This is a genomic window from Pseudobutyrivibrio sp. (assembly GCF_017471675.1).
Lineage (GTDB): Bacteria > Bacillota > Clostridia > Lachnospirales > Lachnospiraceae > Pseudobutyrivibrio.
In genome coordinates this window covers 1-20,800 of the sequence record NZ_JAFUSK010000026.1, presented here as the reverse complement: position 1 = coordinate 20,800, position 20,800 = coordinate 1, and the positions used below count along the sequence as shown (strand labels likewise).

The 20,800-nt window shown below is 39.3% G+C and carries 20 protein-coding genes; 19 read left to right on the top strand and 1 reads right to left on the bottom strand.

Annotated features, from left to right (window positions below):
• Positions 1-140: 140 nt before the first annotated feature.
• Positions 141-1,520 (bottom strand): UDP-N-acetylmuramate--L-alanine ligase, encoded by a 1,380-nt coding sequence (gene murC, locus IJ535_RS04420; RefSeq protein WP_294299329.1) that lies wholly within the window; start codon positions 1,518-1,520, stop codon positions 141-143.
• Between the two features lie 269 nt (positions 1,521-1,789).
• Here murC and IJ535_RS04415 point away from each other — a divergent pair, with 269 nt between their 5' ends.
• The 19 genes from IJ535_RS04415 (at position 1,790) to IJ535_RS04325 (ending at position 20,633) form a co-directional block, all read left to right on the top strand.
• The gene (locus IJ535_RS04415) at positions 1,790-3,064 is read left to right on the top strand and encodes a glucose-1-phosphate adenylyltransferase (protein WP_294299394.1); all 1,275 of its coding nucleotides are present in this window, start codon (positions 1,790-1,792) and stop codon (positions 3,062-3,064) included.
• Positions 3,061-4,194, top strand: coding sequence for a glucose-1-phosphate adenylyltransferase subunit GlgD (glgD, locus tag IJ535_RS04410; protein WP_294299327.1), 1,134 nt, complete (start codon positions 3,061-3,063; stop codon positions 4,192-4,194). Before IJ535_RS04415 ends, glgD begins: the two co-directional genes overlap by 4 nt.
• A gap of 4 nt (positions 4,195-4,198) precedes the next feature.
• Positions 4,199-4,459, top strand: coding sequence for a septation regulator SpoVG (spoVG, locus tag IJ535_RS04405; protein WP_294299324.1), 261 nt, complete (start codon positions 4,199-4,201; stop codon positions 4,457-4,459).
• A 5-nt stretch (positions 4,460-4,464) separates the two neighbouring features.
• Positions 4,465-5,040, top strand: a complete 576-nt coding sequence (gene pth, locus IJ535_RS04400) for an aminoacyl-tRNA hydrolase (RefSeq protein WP_294299319.1) — start codon at positions 4,465-4,467, stop codon at positions 5,038-5,040.
• Positions 5,041-5,177: 137 nt separating this feature from the next.
• Positions 5,178-6,425 carry a BTAD domain-containing putative transcriptional regulator gene (locus IJ535_RS04395; protein WP_294299316.1) on the top strand — a complete coding sequence of 416 codons (1,248 nt, stop codon included), beginning with the start codon at positions 5,178-5,180 and terminating at the stop codon, positions 6,423-6,425.
• Complete coding sequence (locus IJ535_RS04390) at positions 6,425-6,844, top strand: hypothetical protein (RefSeq protein WP_294299311.1); 420 nt, start codon at positions 6,425-6,427, stop codon at positions 6,842-6,844. Before IJ535_RS04395 ends, IJ535_RS04390 begins: the two co-directional genes overlap by 1 nt.
• Positions 6,845-6,871: 27 nt before the next feature.
• Positions 6,872-7,834 (top strand): transglutaminase-like domain-containing protein, encoded by a 963-nt coding sequence (locus IJ535_RS04385; protein ID WP_294299310.1) that lies wholly within the window; start codon positions 6,872-6,874, stop codon positions 7,832-7,834.
• A gap of 10 nt (positions 7,835-7,844) precedes the next feature.
• Positions 7,845-8,897 (top strand): type II secretion system F family protein, encoded by a 1,053-nt coding sequence (locus IJ535_RS04380; protein WP_294299307.1) that lies wholly within the window; start codon positions 7,845-7,847, stop codon positions 8,895-8,897.
• A 1-nt stretch (position 8,898) separates the two neighbouring features.
• On the top strand, positions 8,899-9,249 hold the full coding sequence (locus IJ535_RS04375; RefSeq protein WP_294299305.1) for a hypothetical protein: 351 nt from the start codon (positions 8,899-8,901) through the stop codon (positions 9,247-9,249).
• 18 nt (positions 9,250-9,267) lie between these two features.
• Positions 9,268-9,759: a DUF4860 domain-containing protein gene (locus IJ535_RS04370; protein ID WP_294299302.1), complete on the top strand. Its 492-nt coding sequence runs from the start codon at positions 9,268-9,270 to the stop codon at positions 9,757-9,759.
• The gene (locus IJ535_RS04365) at positions 9,749-10,132 is read left to right on the top strand and encodes a hypothetical protein (RefSeq protein WP_294299300.1); all 384 of its coding nucleotides are present in this window, start codon (positions 9,749-9,751) and stop codon (positions 10,130-10,132) included. Before IJ535_RS04370 ends, IJ535_RS04365 begins: the two co-directional genes overlap by 11 nt.
• A gap of 8 nt (positions 10,133-10,140) precedes the next feature.
• On the top strand, positions 10,141-10,503 hold the full coding sequence (locus tag IJ535_RS04360) for a hypothetical protein (RefSeq protein ID WP_294299298.1): 363 nt from the start codon (positions 10,141-10,143) through the stop codon (positions 10,501-10,503).
• A gap of 12 nt (positions 10,504-10,515) precedes the next feature.
• Positions 10,516-11,622, top strand: coding sequence for a type IV pilus twitching motility protein PilT (locus IJ535_RS04355; protein ID WP_294299296.1), 1,107 nt, complete (start codon positions 10,516-10,518; stop codon positions 11,620-11,622).
• An 8-nt stretch (positions 11,623-11,630) separates the two neighbouring features.
• Positions 11,631-13,277 carry a SulP family inorganic anion transporter gene (locus tag IJ535_RS04350; protein WP_294299293.1) on the top strand — a complete coding sequence of 549 codons (1,647 nt, stop codon included), beginning with the start codon at positions 11,631-11,633 and terminating at the stop codon, positions 13,275-13,277.
• Between the two features lie 3 nt (positions 13,278-13,280).
• Positions 13,281-16,808, top strand: a complete 3,528-nt coding sequence (gene mfd / locus IJ535_RS04345) for a transcription-repair coupling factor (RefSeq protein WP_294299290.1) — start codon at positions 13,281-13,283, stop codon at positions 16,806-16,808.
• A 551-nt stretch (positions 16,809-17,359) separates the two neighbouring features.
• Positions 17,360-17,527: a hypothetical protein gene (locus IJ535_RS04340; RefSeq protein ID WP_294299286.1), complete on the top strand. Its 168-nt coding sequence runs from the start codon at positions 17,360-17,362 to the stop codon at positions 17,525-17,527.
• 121 nt (positions 17,528-17,648) lie between these two features.
• Positions 17,649-17,771, top strand: a complete 123-nt coding sequence (locus tag IJ535_RS04335; protein ID WP_294299283.1) for a hypothetical protein — start codon at positions 17,649-17,651, stop codon at positions 17,769-17,771.
• Positions 17,772-17,821: 50 nt separating this feature from the next.
• The gene (locus IJ535_RS04330) at positions 17,822-19,954 is read left to right on the top strand and encodes a glycoside hydrolase domain-containing protein (protein ID WP_294299280.1); all 2,133 of its coding nucleotides are present in this window, start codon (positions 17,822-17,824) and stop codon (positions 19,952-19,954) included.
• 88 nt (positions 19,955-20,042) lie between these two features.
• Positions 20,043-20,633, top strand: coding sequence for a hypothetical protein (locus IJ535_RS04325; protein WP_294299276.1), 591 nt, complete (start codon positions 20,043-20,045; stop codon positions 20,631-20,633).
• Positions 20,634-20,800: the final 167 nt, after the last annotated feature.

Sequence of the window (20,800 nt, the reverse complement as noted above, 5' to 3'; positions counted from 1 at the left end):
CGCAAACCATTGTAAATAAAGGGTTTGTGAGTAGTGTGGATAATGTGGATAAACTATATGAGACCTTAAAAAAAGGGCAAAAAAAAATCCACATTTTTACAGTAGCAAAACCATGTAAAAAATGTGGATAATGTGGATAACTATTTTGCAAGTAGATGTTCGCCTACTAAATACACATCTCCGGCGCCCATAGTTATCAACAGGTCATTGTTCAAAAGATTTTTTTGTAAAAATTTTTCGCAGGCCTCAAAATTGCCTAAATAATGGACTTCTGTTCCTAACTTTTCTATCCTATCTGCAATGTCTTTTGCACTTACTCCATAGATATCTGGCTCACGGGCTGGATAAATATCTGCAAGCACAACCATATCTGCAACACTAAGTGCCTTAGCAAAATCATCTAAGAAGCTAAGTGTACGTGTGTATGTGTGTGACTGGAAGCAAACAATAAGTCTATCGTGTGGATAGTTCTTGGCAGCAGCAAGGCTTGCTGCAATCTCTGTTGGGTGATGGGCATAATCATCGATAATAGTTGCACCATTATATGTACCCTTAAGTTCAAAACGTCTGTGAGCACCGCCAAATTTAGCAAGTCCTGCAAGTATATTCTCGTAAGAAATACCCATTTCCATAGATAGAGCAATAGCAGCAAGGGCATTTGAAACGTTGTGAACGCCTGGTACATTAAGGGTTACCCTATCGCAGGATTTGTCATTAAATACAGGAACAAAGCTTGCACAGCCCTTTTCGTTATATGTAATATCTGTAGGATAGATATCAGCATCATTCTTAAGTGAATAAGTAATTACCTGACATTTAAGTCCTTCGGTAAAATATTTAACATCATCAATTTCGTTATTGATGATAAGAATTCCATCATCTGATGTGTTAGAGGCAAACTTCTTAAAAGAAGCGCGGTAATTCTCAAGATTCTTGAAGAAATCTAAGTGGTCAGCCTCTACGTTAAGGATGATATTGTACTTAGGGAAGAATGAGTGGTATGAATTAGTGTACTCACAAGCCTCTGTAATGAAAACATCACTGTCACCAACATGAACGTTGCTGTGGATAGCATCTAAAATGCCACCTACAGATATAGTAGGGTCATCAGCTGTTTCAAGAAGTATCTGGCTAATCATTGAAGTAGTGGTGGTCTTGCCATGGGTACCAGCTACAGCAATGGATCTTGCGTAGTTTTCCATAATCTCGCCTAAAAGCTCTGCTCTTGTAAGCATTGGCTTACCTGATGCCTTGGCTGCAGCAAACTCAGGGTTATCCTCATGGATTGCAGCAGTATAAACAATAAGGTCGATATCATCAGTGATATTAGCTGCTGATTGTGGATAATTAACCTTTGCACCAAGTGCCTCAAGGTGTTTTGTTAAGTCTGACGAATCTCTGTCAGAACCGGAAATGGTGAATCCAGCTCCAAGCAATATCTCAGCAAGACCTGACATGCTGATACCACCAATTCCTATAAAATGCACGTGAATTTTGTTGTTAAAATCGATTTTATACATAAATAATCCTTCTTAAATTAATATCCGATAAATTTAATCAAAAATTTACCTATTTAACTCTAAACCCAAACGTGGTTACATGCAAGATAAAATGAATATATTGTAGATTTTGCTAGTGAATTGTCAAACAATTAACAATGGTTTGGTAAAAATTATTAATAATATTGCAGTAAATAGTGGCATTTGCTATACTAATGTTACAAAGGGGAGTGCTATGGGTTATTACATGCACATCCTTGACTGACACCATGAGAAAGGCAGATGATAGGATGATTAGAAAAGAAATGATCGCAATGCTTCTCGCTGGCGGGCAGGGAAGCAGACTCGGAGTATTAACATCCGATGTAGCAAAGCCAGCTGTTTCTTTTGGAGGAAAGTATCGTATTATCGATTTTCCTCTATCAAATTGTATCAATTCAGGCATTGATACAGTTGGTGTGCTAACTCAATATCAGCCATTAGTCCTTAATTCTCATATCGGAATTGGTATTCCTTGGGATTTGGACAGAAACAATGGCGGAGTTACAGTTCTTCCTCCTTATGAGAAGAGCGACACAAGTGAGTGGTATTCAGGCACAGCCAACGCTATTTTCCAAAACCTTAAGTACATGGAAAGCTACAATCCAGAATATGTGCTTATCCTTTCAGGAGACCACATCTACAAGATGGATTATGAGGCCATGTTAGATTTTCATAAGGCTAAGGGCGCAGACGTTACAATCGCTGTTATCCCGGTTCCTATTGAGGAAGCATCACGTTTTGGAGTTGTTATTGCTGATGACGAAAAGCGTATCAGCGAATTTGAGGAGAAGCCAGCAAATCCTCGAAGCAATCTTGCTTCAATGGGTATTTATATATTCAGCTGGAAAGTATTAAAGGAGTCATTGCTTGCACTTAAGGATCAAAGCAATTGCGATTTTGGTAAGCATGTACTTCCATACCTCCATGAGAAGGGGGCACCAATGTATGCCTACGAATTCAACAGCTATTGGAAGGATGTAGGAACACTTGGATCATATTGGGAAGCCAATATGGAGCTTATTGATTTGATTCCAGAATTTAACTTATATGAAGAGTTTTGGAAAATATACACTAATCAAAATATCATCGAGCCACAGTTCGTTGCAAGCACAGCGGTAGTTGAAAAGGCTATTGTAGGAGCAGGTGCACAGATTTATGGCGAGGTTTATAATTCGGTATTAGGTGCTGGTGTTGTGATTGATGAAGGCACAGTAGTGAGAGATTCAATCATCATGGAAGGCGCTGTTATCGGTAAGAATTGCGTAGTAGATAAATCGATTATCGCAGAGAACACTGTTGTTGGTGAAGGAACTAAGATAGGACAAGGCGAAGAGGCAGAGAGCAAGCTTAATGCAAGTATCTACTCATTTGGACTTGCTGTTATCGGAGAAAACTCATTTATACCAGCAAATGTTACTATAGGCAAAAATACAGCTATCAAAGGCGAGACTAGCGAGGCCGATTATCCTGACGGACAGTTAGCTAGTGGCGGCTACATTATCAAGGCAGGTGATCGATTATGAAAGCATTAGGAATTATACTAGCAGGTGGAAACTCAAGCAGAATGCAACAGCTTACTGAAAAGCGTGCCATTGCCGCAATGCCAGTAGGTGGTAGCTACAGATGTATCGATTTTGTTCTTTCAAACATGACAAATTCGCATATTCAGACAGTAGCAGTACTTTCACAGTACAACGCAAGATCTCTAAATGAGCATCTTAATTCATCAAAATGGTGGAACTTTGGTAGAAAGCAGGGAGGTCTATTCCTATTTACACCAACAGTTACTACTAATAATAGCTGGTGGTACAGAGGTACTGCCGATGCCATTTGGCAAAATATTGATTTTTTAAAGAAGAGGCATGAGCCATATGTTATAATTGCAAGTGGTGATTGTGTTTACAAGCTGGATTTCAACAAGGTTCTTGATTATCACATTCAAAAGCAAGCTGATATCACAGTAGTATGTGCTAAGCTTCCTGAGGGAGACGACATCAACCGCTATGGTGTGGTAGAGATGGACAGAGACGGCAGAATCGTTGAGTTTGAAGAGAAGCCTATGGTTGCCAATTCAGACATTGTTTCGGCTGGTGTATATGTCATCAGAAGAAGAGCTCTTATCGATTTGTTGGAGGAATGCAACAGAGAGGGCAGATACAATTTTGTAACAGATATTCTCATTAGATATAAGAATATGAAGAAGATTTACGGATACAAGATGGAAGGCTATTGGGCTAATCTTGCAGACGTAGATAGCTATTTCAAGGCAAATATGGACTTCCTTAGAAAGGATGTTAGAGATAGCTTCTTCCATACTGAGCCGGGTGTATTTTCAAAGACTCACGACCTTCCACCTGCAAAGTTTAACACAGGTTCTAAGGTCACCAATTCACTTGTTGCTGGTGGTTGCATTATAAACAGCACAGTAGAGAATTCTGTACTATTTAAGAAGGCGTTTGTTGGAAACAATTCTGTTGTTAAGAACTGCGTCATTTTAAATGGAGCATACATTGGCGATAACGTGCATGTAGAAAACTGCATTGTAGAAAGCCATGAGACATTGCTCAGCGGATCAACATATATTGGGGAAAACGGTATCCGCATTGTAACCGGTAACAAAAACAGATACGATATGCCAGTTGGGGAGGTATAACAAAATGCAAATTACAGACATTAGGATTCGCAGGATTGAAAAAGAAGGCAAGATGAAAGCAGTAGTCTCTGTCACAATTGACGAGGAGTTTGTAATTCACGACATCAAGATTATTGAAGGAGATAAGGGACTGTTTATAGCAATGCCATCAAGACGTGGTTCTGAAGGCGGCTATAAGGACATTGCACATCCAATTCGCTCTACTACAAGGGAGCAGATGCAGACAATGATCCTTAACAAGTATAAGGAAGAGTTCCCAGAGTAAGATTTATGTATTTAATAGTAGGTTTAGGCAATCCAGAAAGAAAGTATGAAGGAACCAGACATAACGTAGGGTTCGAGGCAATCGACACCTTGGCAAAGCATTTTTCCATTGATATTAATCAAAGAGAGCAAAAAGGCATTGTTGGAAAGGGTATGATAAACGGCCATAAGGTAATTTTGGCAAAGCCTATGACCTATATGAACCTTAGTGGTGAATGCGTACAGCCACTTGTAGATTATTACCAGGTTGACCCTGAGACGGAGCTAGTAGTCATTTCCGACGATGTATCTCTATCAACAGGGAACATTAGAGTAAGAAAGAAGGGCTCTGCCGGTGGACATAATGGATTAAAGAACATTATAGCCCGCCTGGATACAAACCTGTTCCCTCGCATTCGCGTAGGCGTAGGTGAGTGTGAAAACGGTGATATGGTAGCCCACGTGCTTGGCAGATATAGTGCCGAGGACCGCGAGAAGGTGGATGCATCATTTGACAAGGTTATCGGCGCAGTAGAATTGTTTTTAGAAGGTGACATTGATGCTGCAATGAATAAATACAACGTAAAAGAAAAGATTGACTAAAGGATTGGCCTGCATAAATTGTTATGCAGGCTATCTTTATTTTGTTATTTACAATAACTGTTTATTATTCTATACTTAAAAATATAATGATATTGCACTATATTATATAAAATAATTAATAAAGAAAAGGGAGCGACATGTACGAACCAAATGTAATTTTTAATGTCAATTTTTTAGGAACGGTAGACATTTCATGTGAAGGCACACCAATTGTGTTGGAGCGAAATAACACCACAAAGGTTAATCAGCTATTTCAGATGCTTCTATATTATCAAAATGGAATAGCCAGGGATCAGGTTATCTATAATCTGTTCCACAACGAGGACATCGCTGATGAATCAAACAGCCTTAGAGCCATTGTATTCAGACTTAGAAAGGCTCTTCTTAGCCTGGGCATTCCTGACGAGGATTATGTCTATATCAAGAGGGGAACCTACAGAATCAATCCTAATGTAAAGATTGAGTGCGATGCTGTGCAGTTTGAGGAGCTGGCTAAGAAAGCCCTTAGCTCAGAGGATGTTAGTGAGCAGCAGAAGCTTTTAGAGCAGGCTATTGAACTATACAATGGTGATTTCTTGCCTACTCTTAGCGGATATGAGTGGGTAGTTACCACACAGGTTAGATTAAAAAAGCTGTTTGATAGATGCTTGAATCAGCTTCTTGAAATGTACAAGGTGCAGAAGGATTATTCATCTATGTACAATATCAGCCATAAGGCTAACAAGCTTTATCCATACGATGGATGGCAGACCTTTGAAATGGAGGCTCTTATTGAGGAGGGTAACACAAAGGATGCCCTTAAGCTTTATGAGGATACTGAGACTCTTATGTTTGAGGAGCTTGGTGTATCAGTGTCTTCTAGCATGACAAAGCAGCTTGATAAGCTAGGTGAGCAGGTTAAGAATAACACTGATATGATTAGCGAGGTCAAGAGAAATCTTGATACATCAAAGGAAGATATTGAGGGTGCCTTCTATTGTACATATCCTGTATTTGTAGAAAGCTATAGATACATTAAGCGAGTTATTCGCCGTTCAGGACAGGCTGCATGGCTTATGCTTTGCACTATTACAGATGGTAAGGGTTTTGCTCTTAACGAATCAGATAGATTAGACACACTTGCTGATGAGCTTTCAGAGGCTATTCGTACATCTGCAAGAGGTGGCGATATGTACGCGAGATACTCTAACAATCAGTTTGTTGTATTGCTTCTTGATATCACACAGGAGGATTGTGTTTTAGTACAGTCAAGAATTAACGAGAATCTTAGCAAGGAATCTAGAAAGCGCTACATTAAATATCATTTGGCGCCTGTTAATCTTGCAAGTGCAGGTACTGATAATGACACCGATGAGTTGCAGGATATTGTAAGAGGTGAAGAATAATGGCAATTTCAGATAGAATGTTAAGAATGCATAATTGCGTGGGTATCACCCTTAAAAACGATGGTTTTAAAGGTGAATTGTACACTTGCTTCGAGAATGAGCCTAGAACATTTAATGATGTAGATGGGTTTTTCAATATTGTAAATGCATTTTTGGATGCGCTGGAATTTCCGGCACAGAAGATTAAATATAGAGCCTTTAAAAAGACTCTTCCTACTATGGAGCTTGTGGATATTGACCCTAATGAGAAGCTTTTCGATACTGAAAAGCTTTTAGAGCTGTGCAAGCGTAATGCTTATATCATTATGGTGACAGCCAGAGATAACGCTACATGGCAGGGAATGATTTACAGCAAATCAGAAGATAAGGAATACAGCTTTAATAGCGAAGTTGAGTTAATTAGAATAATAAATAAATAATAAACGGGCAGTGAGTGGAGGAAGCAAATGGGACGTTTTAGATATTTGCTTTCACTGATTGTTCTGAGTCTTAGTGTAACTTCTTGTGGTGACCAACAGCCGGCTTATAGTGAAACAGCTTCTGTATCCGAGAGCAGTTCATCGGCGGCAATGGCCAAAGAATTAGGCGGTAAACGGGATAATGCCATCCATGTGCTTACTCCGGAAGCCAGTGGAGTGACTGTATATTCCAACGCTGATGCGGCTATCGATGCCAGCAATGCCACCGATGGCTATGTTATGGTCAAATACACAGGAGATGCAGCTAAGGTAAGAATGCTTATAGAGACGCCAGCAGGAAACACCTACAACTATCTGATGGCTTTGGATGGCAATTATGATGTTTATCCACTATCGGAGGGAAGCGGAACCTACAAAATCGGCGTATATGAGAACCTACATGATGACCAGTATGCAACAGCATTTACTCAGTCAGTGAACGTAACCCTAAAAGATGAATATAGTATGTTCCTGTATCCAAATGCGTATGTGGATTTTAATGCCAATTCCAATGCGGTTAAGAAGGGGCAGGAGCTTGCAGCAGGCGCTAACACTGATATTGAGGTGGTGCAAAATGTCTATCATTACATTACCAAGAATGTAACCTATGATTACGACAAGGCCGAAACAGTGCAATCAGGCTACATTCCAACAGTGGATGAAACCTTAGCCACAGGCAAGGGGATTTGTTTTGACTATGCATCACTGATGGGGGCGATGCTAAGAAGCCAGGGAATACCAACCAGGCTTGAGATAGGCTACGCTGGCACAGAATATCATGCGTGGATATCGGTGTACACCAAGGAAACAGGCTGGATTGATAAAATCATTCAGTTTGACGGCAAGAATTGGATTCTTATGGATCCAACACTTGGTTCTTACGCAAGTAACAGCACAGTTAAGAAATATAGGGAAGATGATACGTACTATCAACTGAAATATAAATATTAAGGGTGTTATTATGGGTGAAAATTCAAAAAAGAGGTTAACTTCAGAGGAGTTATATGCATTCTCAGATGAGATGGGAATGATGATTAGCAGCGGTGTTTCTTCAATACAGGCCATCACAATGATGCTTGATGAATCGGAAGGCGGCGAAGAAAAGGACCTTTTAACTGACATGGAAAAGGTGGTTGGAGAGACTGGCTCCCTATCAAGGGCCATTGAGGAATCAGGAGTGTTTCCTGATTATTTTGTGGAGATGGCCAAGATGGGTGAGACCACAGGTAAGATGGATTCAGTGCTTACGAACCTGGCTGCCCATTATTCAAGGGAAATGGCTATTAGCAGTGCCATCAGAAGTGCAGTTACCTATCCTCTTATGATGGTTGCCATGATGCTTGTAATTATCATAGTGCTTGTGACAGAGATAATGCCAGTGTTTAATAGGGTGTTCAAACAATTAGGCGGCACCATGGATGGGCTGTCAGCAGGCTTTTTGGCAGTTGGTACATTTATGAAGGCACATGGAGTGATATTACTTCTTATATTGCTTGCAATAGTTATATATCTAATTGTTCTTAATAAGAGCAGTTGGGGCAGGGCAAGAAGAAATAATCTTCTTTATAAGAGCCGCAGATTCAAATCAATTCATTCTAAGATTGCCACAAGCCGTTTTGCATCTGCAATGGCAATGACTCTTTCAAGTGGTATGGATGTTATGCAGGCACTTGATGTTAGCGGCAGGATTGTAGATGCCCCTGATTTTGAGAAAAAGGTAGAAAAGTGCAAGGATTCCTTTGCAGAATCTATGGATATAGGAAAGGCATTTTCTCTTTCTGGTATATTTGGTGGTCTTTACGGAAGAATGGCTATCCTTGGAGCTAAGACAGGTAACATGGAGAACGTTCTTGAAAAGGTGGCTACCACATATCAGGAGGAGGCTGACGAGGAAATCAACGATTTGATTGCTGTAGTGGAGCCTACACTTGTTATTATTCTTTCGGTAATTGTAGGTATCATTCTGTTATCAGTAATGCTACCACTTCTTAACATAATGTCGGGGATGATTTAATATGGCAAAAACCAGATTTGGAAGCCTTGATGGCATTCATCAAATCAAAAAGAAGAACGCAGCAGAGACTACGATTATCTCTGCGGTATTGTTCATTCTCATATTTGTTGTATTTTTGTTTGCTGTATCAAAGGCATCTGAGGGCTCAGAGCACGAACAAAGGCAGAGCCTTACTGATGCTATAGATAGGGCTATTATTCAGTGCTATGTAACAGAGGGAAGATACCCTGAAAGCTTTGATTATCTGCAAAAGAACTATGGCATTATCTATGATGATGAAGAGTTTAGGGTGGATTATGTAATCTACGGAAGTAATATGCGTCCAGAGGTTACTATAATCAGTCTTAAGTAGCATGAGAAAGGAGCAGCTTTGAAGAAGGGGCAGCTTAGAAAACATAATATAGATATCATGTTTTTGATGGTATTGTTCTTGATATTCACTTTTTCTGCAGTGAGTGTTCTTTTGATGGCTGTAAATTCATATAGATCGGTAGTGTATGCCAACGAGGCAAACGCCAACGCTCGTATTGCCACATCATATATCAGAGAGCAGGTAAGGCAGCACGATAAGGCAGGAGAGGTTTCACTTTCAAAGCTTGATGGGGTAGATTGTATCAAAATGTCAGAGGGCGATGGGGTAAGCCTTTATATCTATGAATATAACGGATTTCTCATGGAGCTTGAGGCTAAGGATACAGCTGGTGCGACAGCTGATTTTGGCAATAAGATTCTTCAGATAAATAGCTTAGATTTGACGGAAGATAATGGCACTATAAATGCAGTGATTACTGATACTAAGGGTGAATCTTTAGATGTATTAATCGGTGTTAAGTCGACGGAGGTGGAATCAGATGAAAATTAGAAATAATGGTTCCAGAATCTTTATGACGGAGCTGATGTTTTCCATATTCTTTTTTATTATAATATCTGCTATATGCCTACAGTGCTTTGCTGGAAGCTACGCCAAAAGTAAGAGTGCCAAGGAAATTACCAGGGCAGTAAATCTTGCAACTAATGAGGCAGAAGAGTATCTTTTAACAGATGAATACAAAAGTGATACCTACTATTATGATAAAGACTGGAAAAGCGTCAGTGATGATAAAGCCGCCTACAAGCTTACAACACTGGTGATAGAGCCAGAGAAAAAGGGGCAATGTCAAACTATGCATGTGGTGGTATCAACCATTTCAGATGAAGAGATATATTCACTTGAGGTTGAAAAGGCACTTAAGTAGGAGAAGTCATGGAGCAAAAGAAAAGAGAGCAGAGGACAATAATAAATATAGGAACATCCCTGATGGTGGTTATTCTCATAGGCTTGGCTTTTGCTGTGATTGCGGCTCTTGCCATTTCATCCAGCCACAATAACTACAATCTAAGCATCAAGCTTAGGGACCATACAGATGAATATTATAAGGCATCTAACATAGCTTACGAGAGAATTGCAAAAAATAATTGGGAAAATCAGGAATTTATTGTTGATATTAATGACAATCAGGTGTTAAATGTCAAGGTGGATAAGGGAGAAATAGTTTGCTTTCAGGTGGAAAATACGGCTGATTGGGAAGCCGATAGCACCCAGCCTGTTATCACAATCGACGATTAAGGGGAGTGGAGTATGAGTGTGAACATTATTAGCTATTTAACCGACGCTGTTAGAAAGTACAAGGCCTCAGATGTGTTTATTATCACAGGCCGTGAGGTTTCCTTTAGAGTGAATGACCAGGTCATGACCCGTTCTGAGCTAGAGGCTACCTATACCGAAAAATCTGAACCTGACGATGGTCCAATTGTGCCTAAGATGGCGGAGGACTTAGTTGGCCAGATTTATGAAATTGCAGGAAGAGATATTTCTAAATATAAAAACTATGGTGATGATGATTTTTCGTTTGCCATAAAGGATGTATCAAGGTTTCGTGTGAATGCATTTAAGCAAAGAGGTACCTTTGCAGCAATCATTCGTGTAATCACATTTACACTTCCAGATTACAAGGAACTGATGATACCTGAATCAGTTATCAAGCTATCTAACGAATCAAAAGGACTGGTGCTTGTTACAGGCCCTGCCGGCAGTGGTAAATCCACCACTTTGTCTTGTATCGTAGATAGAATTAATAAAAATTATAATAAACATATTATTACCCTAGAGGACCCGGTGGAATACTTGCACAAGCACTCTAAATCTATAGTGTCGCAGCGAGAAATCCACTTAGATACAGAAAACTATGTGACAGCACTTCGTGCCTCACTTAGACAGAGTCCAGATGTTATCTTGCTTGGAGAAATGCGTGACGCTGAAACCATTTCTGTTGCAATGACTGCGGCTGAGACAGGTCATTTAATACTGTCTACATTGCATACAATTGGAGCAGCAAACACCATTGATAGAATAATCGATGTTTTCCCATCTGAGCAGCAACACCAGATAGCATTGCAACTTTCTATGGTTATTAAGGCGGTTGTATCTCAGCAGCTGGTGCCAGCAGTAGATGGCACACTTGTGCCTGCTTTTGAGGTAATGACAGTAAGCCCAGCCATTAGAAACATGATTAGAGAAAATAAGGTACCACAGATAGAAGGTGTTATTTATTCCAGCGACACTGAGGAAATGGTATCTATGGACTCTAGCTTATTCAAGCTTGCCAAGGCAGGCAAAATTACAACAGCAACTGCTATGGATTACGCAGTTAATGCAGAAATGTTAGGAAGAAGATTAGGAGTTTGATTTAAAAGATGGAAAGTTTTAAACCAATGCTGTTTACTTGCATGAAAAGCTACAGCAAGGAACAGTTCTTTAAGGATTTAGTATCAGGAATTATCGTGGCAATCATCGCATTGCCACTTTCTATTGCCCTAGCCCTTGCCTCAGGCGTTGGCCCAGAGCCAGGTTTATACACAGCAATTGTGGCAGGCTTTTTGATTTCCTTCTTCGGAGGAAGTACAGTGCAGATTGCAGGACCTACCGCCGCATTTGCCACTATTGTAGCAGGTATCATTGCCACAGATGGTATGGATGGTCTTATCATCGCTACAATTATGGCAGGTATTATTTTGATAATCTTAGGCTTGGTAAAAGCCGGAGCACTTATCAAATTTATACCTTACACAATCACAACAGGATTTACAGCCGGAATCGCAGTTACTATTCTCATTGGTCAGTTCAAGGATTTCTTTGGTGTAGATTTCCGCGGGGAAAAGCCAATCGAGACTATTGATAAGCTAAAGGTATTCTTTAGCAATATTGATTCACTTAATGTAGAAGCTATGGTAGTAGGTATTATCTGTCTTGCAGTGCTTATTATCTGGCCTAAGTTTTTCTCGAAGATACCAGCATCTATCATTGCAGTATTTGTCAGTATCGCAATTGTTCAGGGATTACACCTTAACGTAAATACGATAGGTACTCTTTATCCAGATTTGAAGGCAGGTTTGCCAAGCGTTTCAGTACCTCATCTATCATTAGGTGTTATTAGAAGAGAAATGCCAAATGCATTTACAATCGCAATCCTTGCAGCTATCGAGTCACTTCTTTCAGCTGTAGTTGCAGATGGTATGGTAAACAGCAAACACAGAAGTAATCAGGAGCTTATTGGTCAGGGTATCGGTAACATCGGTTCAGTTTTATTTGGCGGTATCCCAGCTACAGGCGCTATCGCACGTACAGCTGCCAACATCAAAAATGGTGGACGTACACCAATCGCAGGTATGGTTCATTCAATCACACTTTTAATCGTACTTGTAGTACTTATGCCTTATGCTAAGTTTATTCCAATGCCATGTATCGCAGCTATTCTGTTCCAGGTAGCTTACAACATGTGCCAGTGGAGACCATTTGTAAGACTTGTAAAATATGCTCCAAAGTCAGATATCATTGTACTTGTACTTACATTCATCCTTACAGTAGTATTCGACCTTGTTGTTGCTATTGAGTGGGGTATGATTGTTGCATGTATCCTTTTCATCAAGAGAATGAGCGAGGAGACACAGGTAAGTGGTTGGACATATCAGTCTGATGACGAGGAATTCGTTGATGACCTTAGACCAGTTGAGAAGGAAATCCGTGTATTCGAAATCACAGGACCTCTTTTCTTCGGTGTTTCAGATATGCTTGCAAATGATATCAATGTAAAGCACTTCACTAAGGTACTTGTTATCAGAATGCGTTCCGTTCCAGCTATTGATGTTACAGCACTTAGAGCATTAAAGGATCTTGTTGCCCGCGCTAAGGCCAAGGGTGTTACAGTTGTGTTCTCCCACGTAAATGAGCAGCCAAGAAGAATGATGGAGAAGGCTGATTTCATCAATGAAGTGGGCAGAGAAAATTTTGCACCAAACATTGATGCAGCACTTGATAGAGCAGAAAAAATTATAGGCAAATAAATTATGAAAACATTTTTAGAACCATTTGAAAATCTAACAGCGGTAGAGTCTCTTCGTGAGGCTCTAGCTCGCCGCGGGAAAGTCTATGATATTACAGGGTGTGCCGATAAGGCGCACCTTATTTTTGGTATTGGACATGATATAAACTATAAGCTGATTATTACAGCAGATGAATTAAAGGCAAGGGAGCTTGTGGAGGAATATCGTTTTTACGATGAAAATACGGTATTTTTCCCTGCAAAGGATTTCCTGTTTTACCAGTCGGATATCAGAGGTAACGCCCTTACCCGGGAGCGTATGAGCGCCATAGAGGCAGTTATCAGCAATAATTCATGTACTGTAATAACCACCATAGATGCGTTGATGAATAAGCTGCCTGCACTTTCTTATTTCGAGGATGGTGTGGTAGCTATATCTGATACGGATACAATCGAGCTTGAGGCGTTGCGCCGCAAGCTGGTTGCCATGGGCTATGAGAATGTAGGCACCTGCGAACATCCAGGTGAGTTTGCAGTTAGAGGTGGAATCATCGATGTGTTCCCACTTACTTCGGATTTGCCAGTTCGTATTGAGCTGTGGGGTGATGAGGTTGATAGCATTCGTACCTACGATGCCAGCAATCAGAAGTCTATCGAAAATATAAATTCAGATTTAATTTTTCCTGCAGTCGAGCTAATACTGGGGGCTGACGAGGTGGAGGCTGGTCTTCAGAAGATTGAAGCCGAACGAGATGAGCGCTATGAACAGTATCGTAAGGAAATGAAAACAGAAGAGGCATATCATCTGAAAACCTATGCCGACAGAGTTGTGGAGGAGACAAGAGAATGGGGATTATCCCAGGAGCTGGAGACTAATCTTACTTACTTTTGTGATAAGCTGGGTTCATTTATAGATTTCATGCCAAAGGGAACCTACGTGTTTATTGACGAGGTTCAGAAGGTAATAAACAAAGGCGAGGTTACAGAAACTGAATTCGCTGATGCCATGACACGTCGCGTTGAGGCTGGCTACATGCTAAAGGGCCAGATGGAAATGCTTTACAGCGTGTCTGAGATATTTGGAAGAATCGAAAAATATCCTACTACACTTATGTCTGTTTTGGATGCTAAAAACAAGCTGCTTAAATCGGCAGACCATTTCAGCATTGCAGTGCAGGGTGTTAATGCCTACAATGGTTCGTTTGAGCTATTGACTAAGGAATTGCTCCAGTATAAGAAGCGTAAATACAAGGTGCTACTTGTGACCAGCTCATCTACTAAAGGACAGCGCCTGGCACAGGATTTGTTGGATGAAGGATTAAATGCATATTTCACTACAGATTTAGATCATAAAATCAATCCTGGGGAAACAATGCTATGTGTTGGAAATATTAAAAGAGGATTTGATTATCCTGATTCGGCATTTGTAATGCTATCTGATGGAGATATCTTCGGACATGTTCGTAAGAAGAAGCGCAGGGTAAAGAAATACGAGGGCGAATCTATTTCTTCCTTTCAGGATCTTCACGTTGGAGATTATGTTGTTCATGAAAACTATGGCTTGGGCGTGTACAAGGGAACCGAGCAGATGGAAGTGGACAAGGTAATCCGCGATTATATAAAGATTGAGTATGCTAAGGGAAGCAATCTGTACGTGCTTACTTCCCAGCTTGATATGATACAGAAGTATTCTGGTCCTGATGGCAAGAAGCCAAAGCTGAATTCTTTAGGTGCCGGTACCCAGGAATGGACCAGAACAAAGCAGAAGGTTCAATCGGCTGTTGGTGTTGTTGCCAAGGAGCTGGTGGATTTGTATGCTTTGCGTCAGAATACAGATGGATTTGTGTATGGGCCTGATACTGTATGGCAGAAGGAATTTGAAGAAAGCTTTCCATACGAGGAAACAGAGGGTCAGCTTACAGCTATTGAGGCTGTTAAGAAGGATATGGAATCAAAGAAAATCATGGATAGACTTATCTGTGGTGACGTAGGCTTTGGCAAAACAGAGGTTGCTATGCGTGCTGCATTTAAGGCTGTTCAGGAGGGCAAGCAGGTTGCATATCTGGTACCTACAACTATTCTTGCACAGCAGCATTATAATAACTTCGTTCAGCGAATGGGTGGCTATCCTGTAAACATGGGATTGCTATGTAGATTTAGAACTGCTGCGGAGCAGAAAAAGACTATTGAGGATTTGAAAAAGGGCATGGTAGATATCGTCATCGGTACACACCGCCTGCTTTCAAAGGACGTAGAGTTTAAAGATTTAGGGCTTCTTATTATAGATGAGGAGCAGCGATTTGGCGTTAATCATAAGGAAAGGATCAAGCAGATGAAAAAGACGGTAGACGTACTGTCACTTTCTGCTACACCTATTCCTCGTACACTTCATATGTCTTTGGTCGGAATCCGTGACATGAGTGTACTGGATGAAGCACCAATGGAGCGTACTCCTATACAGACCTTTGTATTTGAGTACAACGAGGAAATGGTTCGCGAAGCTATCGTGCGTGAAATGGCAAGAGATGGCCAGGTGTACTACGTATTCAATAGGGTGCGAGGCATTCAGGATATGGCTGCTGAAATAGAGCGCTTGGTTCCAGAGGCAACAGTGGGCTACATCCACGGCCAGATGACCGAGGCAAAGGTTGAGGATGTAATGATGCAGTTTATCAACCATGAGATTGATGTGCTTGTAGCTACCACCATCATTGAAATCGGTCTTGATATTTCTAACGTAAATACGATAATCATTCACGATTCAGACAATATGGGATTGTCTCAGTTGTATCAGCTAAGAGGCCGTGTTGGCCGAAGTAATCGTACCGCATATGCGTTTTTAATGTATAGAAGAGACAAGATGCTAAAGGAAGTTGCAGAGAAGCGTCTTGCTGCCATTAAGGAATTTACAGATTTAGGTTCTGGCTTTAAAATCGCCATGAGAGATTTGGAGATACGTGGAGCCGGCAATCTGCTTGGTGTAGAGCAGCACGGCAACATGACTGCAGTAGGCTACGACCTATACTGCAAGATGCTTAACGAGGCCGTAAAGATAGAAAAGGGCGAGGTGAAGGAAGAAAACTTCAACACCTCAGTGGATATAAATATCGAAGCATATCTTCCAGATACCTATGTTTCCAACGAAGAGCAGCGTATCGATATCTACAAGCGTATTGCTGCTATCGACAGTGAGGAAGCCAGAGACGATATGCTTGACGAGCTTGTGGACCGCTTCGGCGAGCCAAAGCGATGTGTTCAAAATCTGCTTTGGGTGGCAATGCTTCGCGTGAAGGCCCATGATGCTTATGTATCAGCCATCGAGCAAAAGGGCGACATCATCCGTATCGTCATGTACGAAAAGGCCAAGATAGATGTGGCTCAGATTCCAGCTCTCCTAGAGCGCAACAATCCACACATCACCTTTGCGGCAGACCCTAAAAACCCGGCCTTTATATTTAATACCAGAGCCAACACACGCATCAAACCATCAGAGGTATTCGAGTATCTCCAGGACTTTTTGCTGGATTTGAAGACCCTGAAGGTGGAGGAATAAGACCGGTTACTATCTGCAGGTGAGAATTGGTGATAGATAGTAGTCATCTTTGGAGAAATTACTGCCTGTGACATGAATTTAGCTACAGATAGTAGTCTTTTGGTAGTATGCTACTATCTGTGGTGGAAATTTTGCTATAGATAGTAGCTGTTTAGGATGATGTTACTATCTGTAGGAGAAAATAGGCTGTAGATAGTAGTTTTAGTTAGAGATATTACTACCTGTGGAAGATAATAGTTTATAGGTAGTAGTTAAAGTTAAAATAGTTACTACCTGGTAGATAAAATGGCATACAGGTAGTAGCCTAAGTAAAAACTACTACTATCTATGCATGAAAACTGATTGTAGATAGTAATGGAGTGTTAAATGATAGATTTATAAGAAAATAGTATATATAAAATAATTAGCAAACAAACTTTCGAAAAAGTGTTGACAATCGAAAATATGTTTGCTATATTATATTCATCGCTACTGAGGGAAGTAGATACGGCAAGGCAATGTGAAAGTCAGACAGACATTTCTATACAACTGGCACTAAGGAGGCGAGAATAATGGAAATACACATTGCATGTCCATGCTGTAATAACAAACGATTATTTGATGCAGAAGATACTACTGATGGAATAATTAAAATCAAATGCCCCAGATGTAAATCAGTAATAGCAGTTAGTATGCATAATAAGAAGATTCGTACTGAGCAAATAGGTACACAGTCTTAATTGATTAGTAGTAACCAACGCCTGACGAAGTAATAGAGATTATAGATAATCTCTATGCTTTGTCAGGCGTTTTTTATTTGTTTAATTACAGCAATATTAAAAATGAAAGGAAGTGATGAAAATGGGAAAACTAACAGAACTTGTAAAACTCTTAGCAGAACTTAAGAGTGCAGCAGAAGTGTTGGTGACAGTGATTGATTCACTGGAAGACATGGTTGGCTCAATTGATAAAGTAGCCAAATAAGAATTTTAAAAAGTACAAAATATCATTTATATGAAGAGGAGATTAATAAAATGGATTTAATGGTAAAGAAGACACAGGAATGGTTAAACACAACTTATGGAAATAATCCTAATTTTGTAAAGGTTACAGAAGATGGTATTACAGGAAATGGAACAGTAAAGGGACTAATTAGAGCCTTACAGATTGAGTTAGGTGTAACAGTCGATGGTTCTCTTGGAACTAAAACACTTGAGAAGTTTGGAACATTAACAAGAGGCTGTAATAAGATTAGTGAGTCAAAGAGACGACAGGTATTCATTCTTCAGGGAGGTCTCTATTGTAAGGGATATAATCCAAATAGATTAGATGGAGGATATGGAGCAGGTGCAGAAAAGGCTGTAAGATTATTAATAATTGATGCAGGCCTTTCTAATCCAAATGGCAATGCTGATGCTGCTTTCATGAGAGCCTTGTTGACTACAGATGGATATGTATTGGCAAAGAATGGTGATGCTGGAATTAGAACAATTCAGCAGGCCTTAAATAGGAATTATTCATCATTAATAGGTTTAATTCCTTGCGATGGACGTTTTGTAAAGCAGACACTTAGGTCTTTAATCAAAGGTTTGCAATACGAGATTAAGAAAGAATGGCCTGAGATGGTTATTGATGGAATCTGGGGCAGTAATACATATATACATTGCCCAGTACTAAGAAAAGGCGATGCTGTAAAAAATAAAAACTATATCTATCTTTTACAGTATGCTCTTTATGCAAATGGGTTTCCAACAGGAGACTTTAATGGAGTGTTTAATGACAAAGTGGAAACGGCTGTTAAGAATTTTCAGAAGTTTTCTAATATAAATATCACAGGAATGGTACAAAAGCAGACATGGGCATCTCTTATGGTAAGTTATGGAGACAAGAACAGAAAGGGAAAGGCATGTGATTGCAAGACTCCTATAACAAAGCCAACTGCCATTTCATTAAAAAATGATGGTAGAGAAGTTGTAGGTAGATATATTGTAGGCGGCGTAGACAAAATCCTAACACTTGACGAAGAAAGAATTATTTATAATAAAGAATTAAAGATAATGCCAATCTACCAGACTACAAATAATTCTACAAGTTATTTTACAAAGGAACAGGCATTAAAGGATGCGTCAAGGGCATATATTAATCTATGTAAGTTGAAGTTTCCTAATGGAACAACTTTTTATGTTGCTGTAGATTATGATGTTAACGAGAAGGAAGTTGCAAATGTAATTATCCCATACTTTAGAACCTTCTGGGAACAGTTCAGATCACTTAATAACAGGAATTATAAAATTGGCGTATATGGACCTAGATATGTTTGTTCAGAGTTAACTAGAGCAAATCTTGTAACAAGCAGCTTTGTTTGTGATATGTCATCAGGGTTTGCGGGTAATATCGGAAAGCCACTACCACCAAACTGGGCTTATGATCAGATTTCTACGGTGAAGATTGGAAAAGGTGCAGGTTTACTTGAGATTGATAATAACATCATGTCTGGAAGAGATGGAGGTGTTTTAGTAGATCCTGATGTGCCATTCAATCTTATTGAAAGCGAGAAGAAGGAGTACATACGAAATAAAACGAACGAAATTCTAAGTAGCCTTAAATTAAGGGAGATAACAGGTGCTGAATATGGTATAAATGAAGAAATACCAATCGTAATAACAGAAAATGTTGAAGTATATGCTAAAATATCTTATGATGTGACAATTAATAAAAACGCAATATATTCTGTAGGTATTACTCATCATCAGTTTAATGATCCAGATTTTTCAGTAGAGTTTGCAAATATGAAGGCATCACTAAAAGGCATTGATAAAAACTTAATTCCTGATGTAGATAGTCTAGCTACAGAAATTGGAAATGGAAGACTGGAAATATCTGTTTCTGGGGATGCAAATAGAACAGTTTTTGAAATCAAATCTATTGTATTATCTACAGAAAATGATACACTAAAACAGGACTTTGCGGTAATAGTGAAGATTGTTTATCATAATAATATGGCAAAGCCGGAAAGTATCACTCAAGAGTTGTGGGACGAACTTATGGAAAATCTACAAAAAGTAAAGGCACCAGAAATATCATATGTTGATAAAATAAGATATGTTTTATACATTGTGATTATCGCTCTAGCTATAGCGGCATTGTATTCCATGATAACTGTGTAATATGGTAGAAATAATAGACCAAGATAAGATTTCACAATTCTTGGTCTATTATCAAAAAATGAATACTTGTGCGCTAGGAAGGATTAGCATGTTTGAATTAAATTATAAATATACAAATATATTTGAGAGGAATACAAATGATATTTATTACCAAATAATAGGTGGAAAGTTAAAAAGAAGACAGGCAAAAGCAATGATAATAGCTTTGGGACCATTTTTTTTGTTTTTTGTGTATATTTTGCAAAAAGATTGTATGAAAATCATTGATAATATTTTAGACATAGCATTAGATATATTGTGTCTATCATTAATTATTATTGCTATATCTATATCAATCTTTGCTTGGCGTCGCTTTTTTTTATATCTTAATAGAAAAATATATTTCGACAGATTTAAAGATAATGACCCAATAAATGTTAATATAACTTCGGACGAAGCTTATATTACATATCATTCTGAAAAGATAATATTATTACCTAAGTATCCGTTGTTTCAAATTAATAAGAACAAGCATTTTCGCGTATTTGTATATGATACGCAAAAGTATATTTTTTTTACAATGACAAATTCATACTATTTTATATACATAGATAAGGAACAGTTCTCCGCCGATAAAATAAAAGAGTTACAAGAAAACTTGCAAAACATCTATGGAAAATGTTATGTAAAAAAATACTAATAGGATACTCAATGTAGTCAAAGTATAGGGGCTGTTAAAAAACTCCCCTAAAAAAGGACTGGATTCAGTGACTATCCTCGGATAGCCCCTGAATCCTCTTTTATTTTGTTTTTGGATTTTCTTTTGCCCCTATAATTATAAAAAATAGAGTCACTAAGCAAAGCCAT

Coding starts and splice junctions, on each gene's coding strand:
- murC (WP_294299329.1), bottom strand. CDS start 1,520: ATGTATAAAATCGATTTTAACAACAAAATTCACGTGCATTTTATAGGA.
- IJ535_RS04415 (WP_294299394.1), top strand. CDS start 1,790: ATGATTAGAAAAGAAATGATCGCAATGCTTCTCGCTGGCGGGCAGGGA.
- glgD (WP_294299327.1), top strand. CDS start 3,061: ATGAAAGCATTAGGAATTATACTAGCAGGTGGAAACTCAAGCAGAATG.
- spoVG (WP_294299324.1), top strand. CDS start 4,199: ATGCAAATTACAGACATTAGGATTCGCAGGATTGAAAAAGAAGGCAAG.
- pth (WP_294299319.1), top strand. CDS start 4,465: ATGTATTTAATAGTAGGTTTAGGCAATCCAGAAAGAAAGTATGAAGGA.
- IJ535_RS04395 (WP_294299316.1), top strand. CDS start 5,178: ATGTACGAACCAAATGTAATTTTTAATGTCAATTTTTTAGGAACGGTA.
- IJ535_RS04390 (WP_294299311.1), top strand. CDS start 6,425: ATGGCAATTTCAGATAGAATGTTAAGAATGCATAATTGCGTGGGTATC.
- IJ535_RS04385 (WP_294299310.1), top strand. CDS start 6,872: ATGGGACGTTTTAGATATTTGCTTTCACTGATTGTTCTGAGTCTTAGT.
- IJ535_RS04380 (WP_294299307.1), top strand. CDS start 7,845: ATGGGTGAAAATTCAAAAAAGAGGTTAACTTCAGAGGAGTTATATGCA.
- IJ535_RS04375 (WP_294299305.1), top strand. CDS start 8,899: ATGGCAAAAACCAGATTTGGAAGCCTTGATGGCATTCATCAAATCAAA.
- IJ535_RS04365 (WP_294299300.1), top strand. CDS start 9,749: ATGAAAATTAGAAATAATGGTTCCAGAATCTTTATGACGGAGCTGATG.
- IJ535_RS04360 (WP_294299298.1), top strand. CDS start 10,141: ATGGAGCAAAAGAAAAGAGAGCAGAGGACAATAATAAATATAGGAACA.
- IJ535_RS04355 (WP_294299296.1), top strand. CDS start 10,516: ATGAGTGTGAACATTATTAGCTATTTAACCGACGCTGTTAGAAAGTAC.
- IJ535_RS04350 (WP_294299293.1), top strand. CDS start 11,631: ATGGAAAGTTTTAAACCAATGCTGTTTACTTGCATGAAAAGCTACAGC.
- mfd (WP_294299290.1), top strand. CDS start 13,281: ATGAAAACATTTTTAGAACCATTTGAAAATCTAACAGCGGTAGAGTCT.
- IJ535_RS04340 (WP_294299286.1), top strand. CDS start 17,360: ATGGAAATACACATTGCATGTCCATGCTGTAATAACAAACGATTATTT.
- IJ535_RS04335 (WP_294299283.1), top strand. CDS start 17,649: ATGGGAAAACTAACAGAACTTGTAAAACTCTTAGCAGAACTTAAGAGT.
- IJ535_RS04330 (WP_294299280.1), top strand. CDS start 17,822: ATGGATTTAATGGTAAAGAAGACACAGGAATGGTTAAACACAACTTAT.
- IJ535_RS04325 (WP_294299276.1), top strand. CDS start 20,043: ATGTTTGAATTAAATTATAAATATACAAATATATTTGAGAGGAATACA.